Source organism: Pseudoduganella namucuonensis (assembly GCF_900116645.1).
GTDB classification, from domain to species: domain Bacteria; phylum Pseudomonadota; class Gammaproteobacteria; order Burkholderiales; family Burkholderiaceae_D; genus Rugamonas; species Rugamonas namucuonensis.
Window position 1 is genome coordinate 1 of the sequence record NZ_FPBO01000046.1, and the last position, 16,012, is coordinate 16,012.

Annotated in this window: 13 protein-coding genes; 10 read left to right on the forward strand and 3 right to left on the reverse strand. The window is 60.1% G+C overall.

Features of this window, described 5'->3' with window-relative positions:
* From BM436_RS31435 to BM436_RS31475, 9 genes are all read left to right on the forward strand, one after another.
* Window positions 1-1,984 (forward strand): type VI secretion system Vgr family protein (locus BM436_RS31435; RefSeq protein ID WP_143133388.1); only part of this gene is annotated, 1,984 nt, incomplete at its 5' end.
* A gap of 2 nt (window positions 1,985-1,986) precedes the next feature.
* The gene (locus BM436_RS31440) at window positions 1,987-2,811 is read left to right on the forward strand and encodes a DUF4123 domain-containing protein (protein ID WP_177307686.1); all 825 of its coding nucleotides are present in this window, start codon (window positions 1,987-1,989) and stop codon (window positions 2,809-2,811) included.
* 49 nt (window positions 2,812-2,860) lie between these two features.
* The gene (locus BM436_RS31445) at window positions 2,861-3,463 is read left to right on the forward strand and encodes a DUF3304 domain-containing protein (RefSeq protein ID WP_177307688.1); all 603 of its coding nucleotides are present in this window, start codon (window positions 2,861-2,863) and stop codon (window positions 3,461-3,463) included.
* Window positions 3,464-3,637: 174 nt separating this feature from the next.
* Window positions 3,638-4,249, forward strand: coding sequence for a DUF3304 domain-containing protein (locus BM436_RS31450; RefSeq protein WP_177307690.1), 612 nt, complete (start codon window positions 3,638-3,640; stop codon window positions 4,247-4,249).
* Entirely contained in the window at window positions 4,242-5,957 is a 1,716-nt protein-coding gene (locus BM436_RS31455) for a T6SS phospholipase effector Tle1-like catalytic domain-containing protein (protein WP_093560278.1), read from the forward strand. Before BM436_RS31450 ends, BM436_RS31455 begins: the two co-directional genes overlap by 8 nt.
* Window positions 5,958-5,984: 27 nt before the next feature.
* Window positions 5,985-6,242: a PAAR domain-containing protein gene (locus BM436_RS31460; RefSeq protein WP_093560280.1), complete on the forward strand. Its 258-nt coding sequence runs from the start codon at window positions 5,985-5,987 to the stop codon at window positions 6,240-6,242.
* Window positions 6,243-6,325: 83 nt separating this feature from the next.
* Entirely contained in the window at window positions 6,326-6,616 is a 291-nt protein-coding gene (locus BM436_RS31465) for a type II toxin-antitoxin system RelE/ParE family toxin (protein WP_093560282.1), read from the forward strand.
* Between the two features lie 7 nt (window positions 6,617-6,623).
* Window positions 6,624-6,947 (forward strand): addiction module antidote protein, encoded by a 324-nt coding sequence (locus BM436_RS31470; protein WP_093560285.1) that lies wholly within the window; start codon window positions 6,624-6,626, stop codon window positions 6,945-6,947.
* A 137-nt stretch (window positions 6,948-7,084) separates the two neighbouring features.
* Entirely contained in the window at window positions 7,085-8,017 is a 933-nt protein-coding gene (locus BM436_RS31475; protein WP_093560287.1) for an Eco29kI family restriction endonuclease, read from the forward strand.
* A 100-nt stretch (window positions 8,018-8,117) separates the two neighbouring features.
* Here the strand turns inward: BM436_RS31475 and BM436_RS31480 are convergent, their stop codons facing one another.
* Entirely contained in the window at window positions 8,118-9,317 is a 1,200-nt protein-coding gene (locus BM436_RS31480) for a DNA cytosine methyltransferase (protein WP_093560289.1), read from the reverse strand.
* A 300-nt stretch (window positions 9,318-9,617) separates the two neighbouring features.
* On the opposite strand from BM436_RS31480, the gene BM436_RS31485 reads away from it, so the two are divergent.
* Window positions 9,618-10,022, forward strand: coding sequence for a very short patch repair endonuclease (locus BM436_RS31485; protein ID WP_093560291.1), 405 nt, complete (start codon window positions 9,618-9,620; stop codon window positions 10,020-10,022).
* A 215-nt stretch (window positions 10,023-10,237) separates the two neighbouring features.
* On the opposite strand, the gene BM436_RS31490 is transcribed toward BM436_RS31485, so the two are convergent.
* Both BM436_RS31490 and BM436_RS31495 read right to left on the reverse strand, forming a co-directional pair.
* The gene (locus tag BM436_RS31490; RefSeq protein ID WP_143133389.1) at window positions 10,238-11,947 is read right to left on the reverse strand and encodes a TonB C-terminal domain-containing protein; all 1,710 of its coding nucleotides are present in this window, start codon (window positions 11,945-11,947) and stop codon (window positions 10,238-10,240) included.
* A gap of 199 nt (window positions 11,948-12,146) precedes the next feature.
* On the reverse strand, window positions 12,147-16,001 hold the full coding sequence (locus BM436_RS31495) for a DUF3427 domain-containing protein (RefSeq protein WP_093560295.1): 3,855 nt from the start codon (window positions 15,999-16,001) through the stop codon (window positions 12,147-12,149).
* Between the last annotated feature and the right edge of the window lie 11 nt (window positions 16,002-16,012).

Genomic DNA, 16,012 nt, shown 5'->3' on the forward strand with positions numbered 1-16,012 from the left:
CGGCCGGCCGGTCAGCCCCGCCGGCACCGTGCGCTACCACCGCGACAGCCCCACCGAGCAGCGCGACGCCGTCACCGCCTGGAGCGCCGTGCGCACGCTGCGGCCGGCCAGCGTTGGTTCCCACAGCTGGGACTACAAGCTGCCCACCTCCGGCGCGCTGCAGTCCTCGTGGGTCGAGAGCGGCGCCGATCAGGGCTGGTACGTCAAGGGCATGGCGGCCAGCCTGGACGACTACCAGGTCGAGACGCCGCACGCCGCCGACGGCGAGAACGACAAGCGGAGCCTGGGCCAGGCGCGCATGAAGCGGCACGACTACGAGGCCAAATGCTTCCACGGCGAAGGCAGCGTGCGCGACCTGTGCGTGGGCGAGAACTTCACGCTGGCCGGCCACCCCGAGATCGACACCCATCCGCTGGACCAGCGCCACTTCACCGTCACCGCGCTGACGGTGGCCGCGCTGAACAACCTGCCGAAAGCGCTGGCCGCGCGCGTCGAGCGGCTGTTCGCGCGCAACCGCTGGCTGCGCGACGGCGCCGACGGCTGGCTGCAACGGGAAATGGGCGAGCAGATCAGCACCGGCCCGGTGCGCATGCACATCCACTTCACGGCGGTGCGGCGCGACACGCACATCGTGCCCGCCTACGACCCGCGCGTCGACCTGCCGCAACCCAAACTGCAAAGCGCCATCGTGGTCGGCCCGCAGGGCGAGGAAGTGCATTGCGACGAGCTGGGACGCGTGAAGATACGCTTCCCCGGCACCAGGGCCAAGGACCACGCGCACGCCTCCGGGACCGGCGCGTCCGACAGCGACATCGATTCCGCCTGGGTGCGCGTGGCCTCCAACTGGGCCGGCAACGGGCCGGGCAGCCGGCAACAGTGCGGCACGATAGGCCTGCCGCGCGTGGGCACCGAGGTGCTGGTCGACTTCCTGGGCGGCGACCCGGACCGGCCCGTCGTGGTGGGGCAGCTGTACAACGCGCAGGGAAAACCGGCCGCGCTGAGCTCCGCGGCCGGGCTGCCGGACACCCGCCACCTGTCCGGCATCAAGAGCCGGGAGGTCAGGGGAGGCCGGGCCAACCAGCTGCGGTTCGACGACACGCCGGGAGAGATCAGCGCGCAACTGTCCAGCGATCATGGCCGCAGCGAACTGAACCTCGGCTTCCTGACCGAACCGAGGAGTGGATTGCACAACACTCGCCGGGGGCAAGGAGCGGAACTGCGCAGCGATCACGCGGTGGCCGTTCGTGGCGCCGAAGGCGTTCTGATTACAGCATCGTCCGGCGGCGGCGCCAAAGGCCAGATGCTTGAGCGTGACGAACTGCTACGCCTGGCGGAGGGGCTTCAGAAGATGGCGGAGGACCTCTCGAATTTGGCTGTCCAGGTAGCTAGCGACGAGCCTTGCGGGCCGGCCTTGAAAGAGTTGGTCCAGAAGCTGAAGGATTTACATGACTCGGGAAGTCCCGTTGTTGCGCTAAGCGGCCCAGCAGGAGTGGCAATCGGCAGCACGAAAAACGTTGCCATGGCTGCCGCGACCGACATCGATTTTCTCAGTGCGCAAACTACCAACCTGTACGCGGGCAGCACTGCATCGGTACGCGCCGCGAAGGGCGCAAGCATTCTCGCGAATGAAGGGGGAGTCAAAGTCACCGCTGCCGCAGGCAAAGTCACCGTACAGGCCTTGGACGATCAGATGGATTTGGTCGCTCAAAAAGTGCTGGAGATTATTAGCAATACAGACTGGATAAATCTCAAAGCCAAGCATGGCGTTCGCATCAACGGCGGTGGCACTGAACTGGAGTTGAGCGCTGCGGGTATCAAGGGCTACACCTCGGGCAATCATCATATGCATGCGGCGGACCACCAGACGTTCCCCGCCCAGAAAAAGCCGCTTCCGTTTCCGGCGGCCAAACCTCGCCACAAGATTTGCGTTCCTTGCCTGCTCATCGCGGCGAGCGCTCATAGCCCGTTTGCTTTACCAAAATGATCATGACAACGACCTCCGATGTTTCCTCCTTCCTGCTGATTGACAGTGCACTTGCGAGCGAGGCGTGCAGCCAACTCCCCCTAGGCAAGAACGTGACTCCGCCCTGGTTGTCCGTTGTGTATATGCGTAGTGCGGCCCGCGTAAGCCCGTTACTGATCGACCTCCTCGAGGCAGACCTGGCTGGTCAAATCGGGCTCGTCGCGCGAGTGATGAACGCGCTCCAGCCGCGATTACATGTTTCCCTCATCGATACAGCGCTGACGCATCGTGAGTTGCTGCATCACCTACGCAAATTCATTTTTATCAAAACCGAGGCGGATCAGGAGTTGACGCTGCGCTTCGCCGACTGTGCAGTTCTTCCAGCACTGGCAGAAGTGTTGACTGGTCCGCAATGGCATGCGCTGAGCGCTCCGATCCATCGCTGGTGCATTCATCAATTGGACGGCTCGATAAGAGCGCTGCCTTCAACGCCTGCTGAGCAGAACAGCGTTCAGACGCCCCTTGTCCTTACTGATGCGCAGATTGAGTTGCTGAGAGAGGCGACGGCAGTCCATCAACTGATGGCGAATTACCGCAGCATGTACCCAAGTGAGGAAGGAACGAGAAAGCCTGTCGATGAATATCGCTTTGCGGCTGAAGCTCGCCGAATGTGGCATGCCGCAGGACACAGTGATGATCCGACGCTGCTTTACTTTATTCATGGAATATTCAAGACGAACGGGAAAATAGGAAGATTGCCTAAGATGCCAATGATATTGCGACAGTCGGATTTCAAGAAAATACGCGGGGACATTGATTGGTTGGTGGAAAATCAGTTCTCTTCCTAGTCCCGAGATGGCCTCAGTAGGTACGGAGTATTCCCAGATAGGAGTGAGCATGAAGTATAAAGCCGCATTGTGGATCGGGCAGGGTGTTTTGTTATCGGTTATCCCGTTCGCATCTTGTCTTGCCGAGGCAGGGGGCGTCAAATCGATTGGCGTTGCGGTGGAAGGCGTCAATCATCTCGGACCAAATCATAGTATTTCGCCATTTTATATTGATAAAAGTGCCTTTGGTAATGTCAATCGAGGCGGCGGTAGCGGAACTATTTGCTGTGTGACTATACCTGAAAAGTGGAGACCTGGACTTGTGGTCGAGGTTCGTTGGGGTGTGGCGAACTGGAGCAATGAAATAAGAGAAGAAATAAAAATTGGAAATTACAGGAGTGTCGTTGATGAGGGCGTGTACAAGGCGATTGTGCCGATAGAGGAATATGAAGAGCCTATGAATTTGTTTGTTCACTTTTTTCCTGGCGGTAAAATCCGCGTCCTAACAAGCCAGTATAGCCAGAATAGTGAAAAGCACCCTGTTGTAAAAGGTGATGACAATGCGGCGACAATGGCGACAAAAGGAGTGAAAATAAGAAAAATATTTTCGGAAAAAGAGTTGAGGGATCTTATTGAATACAATAAAGAACGTATGCGGAAATTTAAGGGGTAAGGATTGAGATATAAGAAAAATGGGCGCCAAATATCTGCTGTATTTGGCTGGTTGCTAGGATGATTTTATGCTTTGGAAAAACCGGCTTAGTAATGCCTTTGGTTTTTTTGTCTGACTTTTGTTTTTTCGGAAAATGGACGGACTGGATTTCAGCTGTCTGTGATAGGAGGAGATGTGATTTTTAAAACTTCGATATGGATTGGGAAGACTGTTTTATCAGCGTGTATCCCATTTGTATCTTGCTTTGCTGAGGGGGGCAAGATTGAATTGATTGGTGTCGCGGTGGAGGGAGTTCACCATCTTGGATCAAATTATAGTATTTCGTCATTTTATCTTGATAAAAATGCTTTTGGTAATATAAATCACGGCGGGAGCAGTGGGACTATTTGCTGTGTAACTATACCTGATAAGTGGAAACCTGGTCTTGTTGTCGAAGTTCGTTGGGGTCTCGCGAATAGGAATGGTGAAATAAAGGACAAACTAAAAAAAAGTAATTATAGAAGTGATGTTGATGAAGGTGCGTATAAAGCTATTGTGCCAATAGAAAAATACGAAGAGCCTATGGACCTCTATGTTCACTTCTTCCCCGGGGGGAAAGTCCGAGTATTGGCAAGTCAATATAGTCCGAATAGCAAAAAGCATCCGATTGTAGAAGATGATAGCAATGCGGCGATAAAAGCAACACAAGGAGTGAAAATTAAAGAGATATTCTCAAAAAAGGAATTGGAAGAGCTTATTAGGTATAACAATGAGCGCTTGAGGAAATTCGGAGGCTGGCATGGATGAGAAAATTGCTTGTTCTTTTGAGGGTGCTATTCAGCCACATGTAAAGAAAATTACGCGGGTTGAACCTCTGCAAGTATGCGATACTACCAAGTGTGAAGTTGTTGTTCAGATCGGACTATTTTTTGATGGGACATCAAATAATCTGGCGATGCATTTGCCAAGTCAATCACACACCAACGTCGTTCGACTCTTCCAATCATATAGTGATAAAAAGAACTTGGGCTTCTTTCGAATTTATATGCCAGGTGCAGGTACACCATTTCCGGAAATAGGAGAGCATTCAACGAGCACTAAGGGCAGCGCATTTGGTTCCGGGTGTGAGGCTAGAGTGCTGTATGGATTGTTGTCCATTTTTAACTCGCTAAGCAAAGTGGTTATCGGGGAGGCTTTATTCCCCCACAAGGCCGTGCTCTTGCTATGTACCGCCGACGACATTTCCTCAGTTGAGGATAAGGTTTATTTGGCCAAATTCAAGGCTTCGACCGGTCTACAAGAGCCTAAAAATTTCACGCGTGGCAGAAGATCTGGTTTTTTGCGAAAACAAAGCGCTGCACTCGCCAAGCGTTTTCAAATTCAATCCAAGCCAGTTGTTAAGGAATGCTTGGTAGATGTGTTCGGATTTTCAAGAGGGGCTGCGGAAGCCCGGGTTTTTTGTAACTGGCTGGATGAGTTGCTTGTTGATGGGAAGTTTGCCGGCATTCCGCTACGGGTGCGCTTTCTCGGTCTCTTTGATACTGTGGCTTCTGCAGGATTCGGGGAGGCGTTGGCTGATGGGCTTACGAACAACACAAATGGGCACAACGGCTGGGCTGAAGCCCAGTTCCTCCGAGTGCCTGCGCTCGTGGAGAACTGCGTGCATATGGTAGCGATGCACGAATTACGGAAAAATTTTCCATTGGATGAAATTGGCGTAAACGGTGTATATCCGGAAAAATACCAGCAGTTTGCTTATCCCGGGAGTCATAGTGATGTGGGAGGAGGATATGCGCCAGGGGATTTGGGCATCGCGGCGATTGGGAAATTGCAAGAGGGCGATGCAATGAAACTTTCGCAAATTCCGCTGAATCACATGTTCGAGTATGCTGTGGCGGCTGGCGTTCCACTCGATAAAAACTTGGTGCCGAAGTATAACGATGGCTCCGACTCCTTCACTATCGCTCCCGCACTACTACGCTCGTTCAACGAGTTTCTACGGGAGTCAGGCCCTAAACGAAGGCCGCTGCATGAATGGATGCAGGTCTATTTGAACTGGCGCTGGCAGATTCGCATGACACACGATCGAAGTCAACACATGCGAAGAGCGAACAAGGAGGACCAGGTCCTGCTTCGCGACGCTAATCGCCGTTTGATTAAAGACGCGGCTTTATTGCTCAGTCGTGGTGATACCCGCCAAGCAAATGAGCATGTCCGTTCGGTCTTGGCCGGATCTCGTCGGAATATATATGACAAGCGTTTTGGCCAAATCGCGATGGAAATACCCCACTTCGACGACGAGGCCGCCAAGGTACTGGCCGATGCACGGGCCGCTGCGCCGGTTTCCCCAGCTATCGCGTCGTTCTTCGACAACTTTGTACATGATTCATTCGCTGGCTTTTGCAAAGATCTCGTCGAGTCCACCGGTTATTGGCGCTACCGAAAAGCTTTCAAGGGTACGCCCAAGCCGACGTTCGCCAGCAACGAGGAAGGGTCGACAGACAAAGCCGCGTAAGTATGTCCTGCGAACAGGGAGCAAACGATGAAGAATGCAGAAGGCAAAGGTGTCATCCGCCTGGGCGACCAGACTTCCCACGGCGGAAAAGTGGTCACAGCCAGCTCAACTTTGAAGGCCTTGGGCGGGCAGGTCGCGCTACAAGGCGACACAACGATTTGCCCCAAGTGCAAGGGAACTTTCCCGATTGTACCGGCGGGGAGCGACCGCAAGCATCACGGCAAACCCGTTGCCTTTGAAGGTGACAAGGCCGCATGCGGCGCGAAGCTGATTTCTTCGATTTAATCGAGCCCATGCCACATCTCCAAGCCAGGGGCGATGCGGTTGGTTGGCCGAGTGGCCATTTTGTTGGCTGAGGTTCTTGAGCAATGAAGCGGATTGTCACCACCTCGGTCTTCAACAGTTGGCTGATGAGGCTCAAGGACAAAGTGGCTGTAACACGCATCCAGGCTCGCATTGACAATGCGATGCGTGGCAACCTCGGCGATTACGCGCCGGTGGGCGGCGGGGTTTCCGAAATGCGCATCCATTACGGTCCGGGCTACCGGGTCTATTTTGCGTTGCGTGGAACGGAGATAGTGATACTCTTGGCGGGAGGCGACAAGTCATCCCAACCCAGGGATATCAAGCTTGCGCAGCGGCTCGCACGCGAAATATGAGGCTGGCATGGCAATCGAACTGACAGAATGGGATAGCGCCAAGTACCTTCGTACCAAGGAGGACATCGCCCTGTACCTGGAGGCATGCTTTGACGAGGCTGGCGATGACCCGGCCTTCATCGCCGACATGCTGGCCAACATCACCCGCTCCGCCGGCATGGCCCAGCTTGCTCAAGAGACCGATATCGATCGCGATAGCCTGACCGCCGCGCTGCTCAACGAGAACGGGCCAAGTCTGGCGGCTATGCTGACACTGCTCAAATCGTTGGGCCTGGTGTTCCGCGTCAAGCCGGTCCAAAGCTGCAACGCCAAGCAAGTCTCAACCGGCTAAGCCACGCCACCGCCAGCTACGCCGCCAAGCGTACGAAGATCCGGTGCTTGCCGCCGCACCCGCCCTTGGCGAGCGGTCCGATGGTATCCCTAGAGTAAAATCCCCAGGTTTGCACCGCCCCAAACCCAAGGACTCCGATGGCGACCAGTAAAAAGCCCGCATCCCCGCTCGCCTCCATGCTCACGGAACTGCACACCCTCACCGAGCGCATCGCCGCCGCCGACGTCACCGACGACCCGCGCGCGGCCAAGAAGATCCGCCACGGCCTCGAGCACGCCTCGTCCCACCTGTCCAAGGTGGCCGAGTCGCTGGACCCGGTGCTGCGTCCCGACTCCATCTTCGACCCGGCCGACCCCAACACCGCCGGCCGCGTGGTGGCGCTGACGCTGGTGGCGCAGGAGCGGCACTCGCTGGCGCGCATCCCGGACTTCTACGGCGCCGGCGTCTACGCCATCTACTACAAGGGCGATTTCGCGCCCTACGCCGCGCTCCGGGGCCGCGAGCACCCCATCTACGTCGGCAAGGCCGATCCGGACAACCCGGCCGCCAAGGACGCCGTGCGCCAGGGCACCAAGCTGTCCGCCCGCCTCAACGAGCACGCGCGCAGCATCCTCAAGGCCCGCACCACGCTGGACATCGAGGACTTCGAATGCCGCTTCCTCATCGTGCAGACCGGCTTCCAGAAGTCCGCCGAGGACTACCTGATCAACTTCTTCAAGCCCATCTGGAATTCGGAAACGAAGATCTGCTTCGGCCTGGGCAAGCACGGCGACAGCTCGGAGACGCGCGTGAACAAGCGCTCGCCCTGGGACACCATGCATCCCGGCCGCGAATGGGCCGACAGCACCGCCGAGAACCAGAAGCCGCTCCAGCTCATCATCGACCAGATCGACGCGCACCTGGCGAGGCACCCGCCGTACGCGGACATCCACGAGATCTTCGACCGCTTCATGGGCGACATGAAACAGCTCGGCGCGGAGCGCTTCTACACCCCGGCGCGCGGACGCGTGGAACTGGACGACGCGCCGCCGCCAGCGGATGCCGGCGCGCAAGCACGCCTGCTCTTTTAGGGCTTGTGAACAAATCGAAAAATCGGAGATTTCCGAACATCGTGTCGGCGTCGCGCCGCCGGCGTGAGCCGGGCCCGCGCGGCCGGCCGCGTCGCCGGCCCTACGCCACCGCCAACCGCAGTTCGTCCCGCCGCGCCGCGCGCAAGTGCTCGCACACGCTGCCGGCCATCACCGACGCCAGTCGCACCGGCACCGCGTTGCCCAGCTGGCGCATCACCTCGCCCCAGGTGCCCTCGAAGATGAACGAGTCCGGGAAGGTCTGTATCCTGGCCGACTCCCGCACCGTGAAGTAGCGGACCGACCCGTCCGGCCGCCGCAGCATGTTCTCGCCGCCCGGCACGCCATGGTCGCCCGCCTTCAGCGCCTTGGCCGGCTCGTCCAGCGGACTGCCGGTGTGGCCCGCGTAGCTGCGCGCGCCCGGCTGGAAGCGGTGCGCCTGCACCAGCTCCACGTCTGGCCGCTTCTCCGGATCCGGCAAATCGGCGATCGCGTCGCGCACCGTGCCCCATGGCAGCAGGATGTCCGCCGGGTCGCTATCCAGCAAGCCCTGCAGCTTGCGCTCGATGCCCTCCGGCCTGGCGGGACGGTGGCGCTTGGCCACGCGATGGCTTTCCCAGTACTCGCCGGTGCCCCATTGCGACAGCAGCAGCGCGTCCTGGCTGTGGGTCGGCTCAGGGAAGGCGTAGCCGGTGTCGATGTCGGCGCGGAAGCCCACGATGAAGATGCGCATGCGCTTTTGCGGCACGCCGTAGTTGGCCGCGTTCACCAGGCGCCACTCCACGCGGTACTCGCTGGCCGCGCCGGCGCCCTTGTGCTTGTCCAGGCGCGCCAGGTGGCGCGGCCACTCCTCGCCTTTGCGCGCCAGCAGCGACGGGAACTCCAGCTGCCGCAGGATGTAGCGCAGATAGTCGGCGAACGCCTCCCGCTTCAAGCCCTGCACGTTCTCGAACACGAAGGCGCGCGGACGCGCCTCGCGCACCGCGCGTATCGCCTGCGGGAACATGTCGCGCGCGTCCAGGAAGCCGCCGGCCTTGCCGCCCATGGAGAAGGGCTGGCAGGGCGGACCGCCCGTCACCAGGTCCACGCCCTGGAGGCCCTCGTAGCGGAAGCCGCGCACGTCGCCCTCGGTCACGTCCGGCCAGTGCGACACCGGCGCCACGTTCTCGCGCTTGTTGTTGCGGATGGTCTGGCAGGCGTGCGGATTCCACTCCACCACCGCCCGATGGGTCACGCCATGCCCCGAAAAACCCAGCGCCAAGCCCCCGGCGCCTGCAAAAAGTTCGATAGATTGGAGCGGCATGATAGTTTTCTGTGTTCTTCGATACGAGCGTTCTGGGGTTTCCCCGCCATGCCGGACCGGACGGCGCGGACGGCGGCAAACCGAGCAGTATAAAGCAAGCGCCGCGCGCGGGGTTGCCTGGCTGTAGGATATTCTACTGTATAAGTGTACAGGTTTCAAATCCATCAAGCCCCCGGATTGCCAGCCTGCCATTTGCAATCGGCCGCGTCCGCCCCATCTACCCCGCAAGCGTTCTTTGAGCCGCGTCAAGGTCCTATACTGTGGCTATGGTAGGCGCGCTCGGTTGTTATCGGGGGAAACATGGTCGATTCAGTCACGCCGGCCCTGCGCAGCGAGATCATGTCGCGGGTGCGGCACAAGGACACCAAGCCGGAGATGCTGGTGCGGCGGATGCTGCACAAGGCGGGGTTCCGCTACCGCCTGCACGTGTCCGGCCTGCCGGGCAAGCCGGACCTCGTCTTCGCCGGACGCAAGAAGGTGATCTTCATCCACGGCTGCTTCTGGCACATGCACGAAGGATGCGCGATGGCGCGCATCCCCAAGTCCCGCGTCGAATTCTGGACGACCAAGCTGAGCGCCAACCGCGGCCGTGACACGCGCAACGAGGCCGAACTCCGGCAAGCGGGGTGGGACGTGCTGACGATCTGGGAATGCGAGCTGGGCAAATCGGACCTGCTGGCGAAAATCCAGCTGTTCCTCGCATAGCCGCCGATCCCAGGATGCCCATCCCCCCAAACACCATCCCCAGCGACTCGTAAACTCGCAGATGCGCAGATGCGCAGACTCGTGAACTTGCGGACTGGTGAACTCGTAGGGCGGAGTAGCGCAAAGCGCTATTCCGCCGGATGCATGCAGGCCCGCACGCATCCAAAACCCGGCCGCAGCCCGGCAATCGCAAAGCCGCCAACAATTTTCGGCCATCACTGCAACCGAATAGCCGTATCAAACACCCAAGTCCTGCGAATCTCAATCACATCATACTGCCGCGCCAGGGCCGGCGGAAACGCCCCATAAGGCGCCTGGCTAGCCACCACCTTCCGTATCGCCTCATCAATAGCGGCCACCCCACTGGAAACCACAAACGTCACCTTCTCCACAGACCCATCCGACCGCACCGCCACCGTCACCGTCGGCTGTGCGTGACGCTGTTTCACCGCCTCGCGCACCATGTCGAAGTTCATGTTCAGCTCGATCTTCTTGCTCATGGCCTCCGCGTAAAGGACCAGATCCGCATTTGGATCGGCCCGTCCCAAGAGCCACCCGCGACGCATGCCGCTCCCCGTGGGCAGCAGCGAGCGCGAAGGGCTCTTCGACGCCGCCTCGCGCTGGGCCGCCTCCGCGTCGAGCTGCCTGCCGATCGCGCGCAGCCGCTCCTCGCGCTGCGCCTCCTGCTCGGCCCGGTCACGCTGCGCCTGCGTCAGCTTCGGCGGCTCCTGGCGCGCCGCCTCCTGCCTGGCCGCCTCTTGCCGCGCCGCCTCCAGCTGATTCTGCGCCTGCCGCGCCTTCTCCTCCTGCCTCGCCTGCTCTTGCCGCAGGGCTTCCCGCCGCTGGGCCTCTTGCCGGGCGAGATTCTGCCGCTCGGCCTCCTGTCGCGCGGCCTCGGCCCGTTCCAGCTCCTTGCGGGCGGCGTCCTGCCTGGCCTGCTCGTCCAGCTTCGCGCGCTCTTGCCGCGACGCTTCCCGGCGCAGCTCCTCTTGCCGGGCAAGCTCCGCGCGTTCCGTTTCCATGCGCGCGGCTTCGTTCCTGGCCGCCTGCTCGGCGCGGGCGGCTTCCTGCCTCAGCCGCTCCTGCCGCGCCGCCTCCTGCCGGATGGCGTCTTGCCGCGCGGCCGCCAGCTGTGCTTGCCGCGCCTGTTCCAGTCTCGCCGCTTCCTTGCGCTCGGCTTCCAGACGCGCGGTCTCGGCCCGTTCCCGTTCCTGTCGAGCCGCCTCCTGCGCCGGTTCCCGCTGCGCGGCCGCGATCAGCTCCGCCTGCCGCAGCTTTTCCGCGCTTTGCCTCTCAAGCTCGCGCCGGGCCTGTTCAAGCGCTTGTTCGCGCGTAGCCTGCTCGATCTGCTTTTGCAGCGCGTCGACGGCATTGGCGGGTTCCGGTGCTTCATTCCCCCGGGTGGGAATGGCCGGCTCCACGGCGTTCGTGCGCGCCCGCACCGGTGGCGCGTTGGGCGCGATAGGCAGGTTCACGTCGGGCCGCTTCGCCGCCGGCATGGGCGGCTCCGGAGGCGGCGGGGGTGCGATGGTTGGCGCCGGTGCGGGTGTTGGTGGCGCGATCACTTCGGCGGGTGCCTCGCTATGCCCGACGGGGAGGGGCGGCCTGGCCATGAATGGCGCGTTGCTCGCGATGACAGGCTTGTCCACCGCGGCGGGCGCGGGAGTGGGGAGTTCAGTCGGTGCGGTAGGCGAAGGCAGCGGCGCCGGCGGCAATGCGGGCGCCGCAGGCGGCGCGGGGGCGAGAAGAATCTGCAAATCGTTCGCCCCCAGGCGCCTCTCCTTCCAGGGCAAGTTCAGGCCGGGAAGTCCGAATGTCTGGCCGCCGATGGCAACGCTCAGCAGCAGCGCGTGAAACAGCAGGGAGAGCAACAGCGCAGCGCTCAAGCGCGAAGGCTCGCGCTGCATGAAAAGGGTCGCGCTCAAATCGAGAAACCTTTGCGCGGGCGCGAGCTCAGGCCATCCAGAACTGCTTTTCTTCTTGTCTGTGCAAGATGGATCGATAGGGAAGCCATGGAATCGCCCGATACGGAATGTTGACTACGTCAGTCAAGCCTATCACAACGGCGGGGTCTATTGATCAGTGGTGAGCGGCATAGCTACTTTGGCGTGGCGAGGAAAAGACTTACTCCTCGATCTCAAAAATGACGCTCATGGGGCCGCTCCCAGTATGGCTTTTGTAGCGAACAGAGCCGTGATAGACGAACGGCGCGCCCTTACCGCTTTCCAATTTGGTTTCCCGCACAAATAGCTGGATTGTGATGCCACGTTTCTCATGCGCGATGATGTCCTGGCCGCGTTTGCTCTCGGGTTTGGTGGAATTCTGGCTTTGCCAATGGAAGGTGCGCTCGTCAATCCAGTGGTCGAGGTAGCGGTGGTCCTTCGCCTTGCCCTGCTTATTGATGGTCACCAGCAGCACATGGGTGCTCTTGCCCGGCAGCGGGATATGGCCGACGTTCCAGCTGCCCACATTGTAGGTCTCGCCAAAAAGCTCGGGAATGTCTTCCCGCCTGAACGACTGGCCGACAGCCATGTCCAGCGGGTCGAGAACCGCCTTCAGCCGCGCCAGTGTGCGCATGTCGTCGGTGGCTTCCATGTCCCGATACTCGGCATTGCTCGCGCGCAGAATGTAGCCACCGTCCGGCCCCTTCAAAACGGTGCGCAGCAAGTACTGGCTGCCTTCCCCTGTTTCATCCTGTCGTTCAATGGCGATGACTGAACCGGTAATCGCGCCTGCGCGGCTGGGCGTGATGTGTTCCAACAGCAGGTAGTCGCCGTCGTTGATCGGGTGTTTGCCGCCGTTCATGGAATTGCCCGAGGCGCGGGCGATGAAATGCCGTTCCGGGTCAAGATGCCCGTGACGGGGCCCCAGCGCGCGATATTCCTCGGCGTCGACAGTGCCGGTTTTGAAGTGGCCGCAGGCGATTTTAAGGTTGGGGAAATATGGCAATTCGATGCGCGTGTCGGCGTTGCCAGTTCGACGAAACGGCACGACATTGTCCGGCGTTGCGGTGCTGGCTTGACGCACCTCGTAGGCGGCTAAACGGTAATCGATCAGTTCCTGCACCATCAGCACAAACTTCTCGTGATGGTTGGGCGCAGCGGCGAAAGATGAATGGAAGCGGCCAGCGTCCACGCGGAAATAGGCGCTGGCGCTGGTGGCGCGGTTAGCGCCGATCCAGGCTTTGATTGGATTCTCGATCCAATAGCGATGCCAAGTCTTGTCGGCATCGTCCGGCATTTCGCGATGTACTTCCGGCAGGTCGCCAAGCAATGCGCGACGTCGCTGAAGCACGCGCCAAGAGCGTTGCGCCAGCTGTTCGGTGCTCGGCGCGTCACGCCAACCATCCAATTCCTGAAATGCCTCCAGCAGCACCATTTTGAAGCTCTTGGTCATGTTGGTGGTTTCGACCTCGCGCAGGAAGGCACGATGTTTCGTGACGATTTCTTGTTCCTCCGGATCCAGATCATCCATCGCCTCGACCAAGGCAAACCAGGACTGGTAGTCGCTCCGCATGGACTGCATGCTGGCGCCGGAGCGATAGAACTCCGCCAATGACGGGCGGCGCCCCAGGCTGTCGCGCAAAGCCGCGTACTCGTTCCGAATGCCGTCCCCATCCAGCGATTTCAGGAAGTCGATCAGCTCCAAGTCGTAGTTGACGTAGCAACCGTCGGGAAGGGGGAGTTGGTGCGCTTGCGCCTTGCGCGCGAAGTCCGCCAAGCGCCTCGCCTCCTTGCCGAACAATGCCAGCGGCTTGTGCAGAAAGCTTTTGTGGTTGCCGATGAAGTCGAGAACGACCAGCTTGTCCTTGCCAGCGCTCTTGCGCAAACCCCGGCCCAATTGCTGGAGAAAGAGGATTTTGGATTCGGTGGGGCGCAACATCATCACCGTGTCGATCTCGGGCAAATCCACACCCTCGTTGAAAAGATCGACCGAGAAAATAACCGACAGGCGGCCGTCCCGCAACCGTTCGAGCGCATCGCCACGGCTCATGTCCGAGCCCGCATAGACTGCCGCGCAAGTGATGCCGGCTTTGCGGAATTGAACCTCCATGAAGTCCGCGTGCGCGGTCGACACGCAGAACGCCAACGTGCGTTCCTGCTTGCGTAGCGACCATTCCCGCAGCGCGTGCTTCGCGCGGGCCAGTGTCGCCAGCTTGTTCGACAGTTGCTGTTGATCGAAGCGATTGCTGCGCCACGGGATTTCAGCATAGTCCACCGAGCTGTCGAAAATGCCGTAGTAGTGGAATGGCGCCAGCAGCTTGGAACGGATGCCGTCGAACAGGCTGCAGGTGAAGACCAGATTGTCGTCGCACAGAGACAGGATGTCCGACTGGTCGGAGCGGTCCGGCGTCGCGGTCAATCCCAGCAAGAAGCGCGGCGTGAAGTATGCGAGCAGGCGTCGGTAAGTGGCGGCGGACGCATGGTGGAATTCATCGATGACGACGTAGTCGAAATGGTGGGGCGAAAAACGCTCCAGATGTTCGCTGCGGCTCAGTGTCTGGACGGATGCGCAGAGCACGTCCACTTCGATTTCGCGCGATTGGCCAGCGTAAAAGCCGACGCGGAAATCTGGTCGGATTCTAAGGAAAGTCTCTGCGGCTTGGTTCAAAATCTCTTCGCGATGGGCGACAAATAGGATGCGCTTTGCGCCCAGTTGCGCCGCGTCGAATGCCGCCAACCACGTCTTGCCTAGGCCCGTCGCCAGCACGACCAGGCCGCTGCGGTATCCCTCGCTGCGCGTTTCCACCAGCGCGGCCAGGGCGCTGATTTGCACGGTAGTCGGTTGGGGCGGCGGATCCTGCTCCAGACTTCCCGGCGCCACGGCAAGCGGCAACGTGATGCGGCGCGCGTCGTAGTCGGCAATCCAGGCATGGGTCAGCGGGACGCTGCGGACGTTTGCGAACAATTCGTCGAACCGGGAGCGCGCTTCGAGAAAGCCGCTGTCGCCGGGGTAGTTGACGCGATAGTTCCATTCCAAGCCGTGTTGCAAGGCTTGCCTGCTGATATTGCTGGAGCCGATGAACGCGGTGCCGGTCAGGCCCTGCTTGTGATCGAACCCGGCAAACACATAGGCTTTCAAGTGAAAGCTGCTGCCGGCGGATTCGTACACTTTGACTTGCGCGCCGAGCTCTTGGAGCAGCATCAAATGCCGCAAGGCTTCCGGGTCGGTCACGTCCAGGTAGTCGCTGGTTAGGATGCGGACTCGTGCCGGCATACGGCCTTGCTCGCTGTCGCGTTGTAGCGCGCTTTGCAGATCGGGCAGTAGCAGGCGCAGGCCGGTCGTCTTGACGAATGCGACCGCCATGTCGACATCGGAGGCTTGATTGATTGCGCTGCACAGGTGAGGCAGGAAGGGATCTTCGCCACCGGTGACCAGCTTTTCCTTTGTGGTCGGCGAGCGGAATATGAGGGCGTTGATCCATTGCTCGGTGCGCCCTGGCCGCTGATCGGCGGTCACCCAATACTCGGTGTCGCGGACATCGGGGAGGGCGGAGAACCAGGCGCGCAATTGGTCTTCAGTGGCGTCGGTGAAATGGCGCCCGTCGTGGATTCGATCCCCGGTGCCCAGTTTGAAGCTGAGGTAGAACGTTCCGCCTGGTTTCAGAGCGGCCCATAGACATTGCAGGGTTTGCGGCATGTCGTCGCGAGGGACGTGCAGCAGGCTGGCGCAGGCCCAGATGCCGTCGTAGCAGGATTGCTCTTGGACGTCGAGGAACTTGCGGGCTGGGATGTCGATTCCAGTGTATTCGCTGGCCAAGCGGGCCAATTCGGTTGATGCGTCGAAGGCTATAGCACGATAGCCGCGACCCAAGAACGCTTTGGTGTCTCGGCCTGAGCCGCAGCCTGCGTCGAGGACGACTCCTGCAGCCACGACACTTGACAGAAAACGGCCATGCAATACTGACATGTCCACATCTGAAGTGCTTAAAAAGAAGCCGGCCGCGTTTTGATTGTAGTAGTCGACGGTTCGTGACATATGCGTATTTT

What these genes read in the sequence shown, in the direction of transcription:
- BM436_RS31440 (WP_177307686.1), top strand. Translation starts at nt 1,987, where the DNA reads ATGACAACGACCTCCGATGTTTCCTCCTTCCTGCTGATTGACAGTGCA.
- BM436_RS31485 (WP_093560291.1), top strand. Translation starts at nt 9,618, where the DNA reads ATGGTCGATTCAGTCACGCCGGCCCTGCGCAGCGAGATCATGTCGCGG.
- BM436_RS31465 (WP_093560282.1), top strand. Translation starts at nt 6,326, where the DNA reads ATGAAGCGGATTGTCACCACCTCGGTCTTCAACAGTTGGCTGATGAGG.
- BM436_RS31470 (WP_093560285.1), top strand. Translation starts at nt 6,624, where the DNA reads ATGGCAATCGAACTGACAGAATGGGATAGCGCCAAGTACCTTCGTACC.
- BM436_RS31475 (WP_093560287.1), top strand. Translation starts at nt 7,085, where the DNA reads ATGGCGACCAGTAAAAAGCCCGCATCCCCGCTCGCCTCCATGCTCACG.
- BM436_RS31480 (WP_093560289.1), bottom strand. Translation starts at nt 9,317, where the DNA reads ATGCCGCTCCAATCTATCGAACTTTTTGCAGGCGCCGGGGGCTTGGCG.
- BM436_RS31460 (WP_093560280.1), top strand. Translation starts at nt 5,985, where the DNA reads ATGAAGAATGCAGAAGGCAAAGGTGTCATCCGCCTGGGCGACCAGACT.
- BM436_RS31445 (WP_177307688.1), top strand. Translation starts at nt 2,861, where the DNA reads ATGAAGTATAAAGCCGCATTGTGGATCGGGCAGGGTGTTTTGTTATCG.
- BM436_RS31495 (WP_093560295.1), bottom strand. Translation starts at nt 16,001, where the DNA reads ATGTCACGAACCGTCGACTACTACAATCAAAACGCGGCCGGCTTCTTT.
- BM436_RS31455 (WP_093560278.1), top strand. Translation starts at nt 4,242, where the DNA reads ATGGATGAGAAAATTGCTTGTTCTTTTGAGGGTGCTATTCAGCCACAT.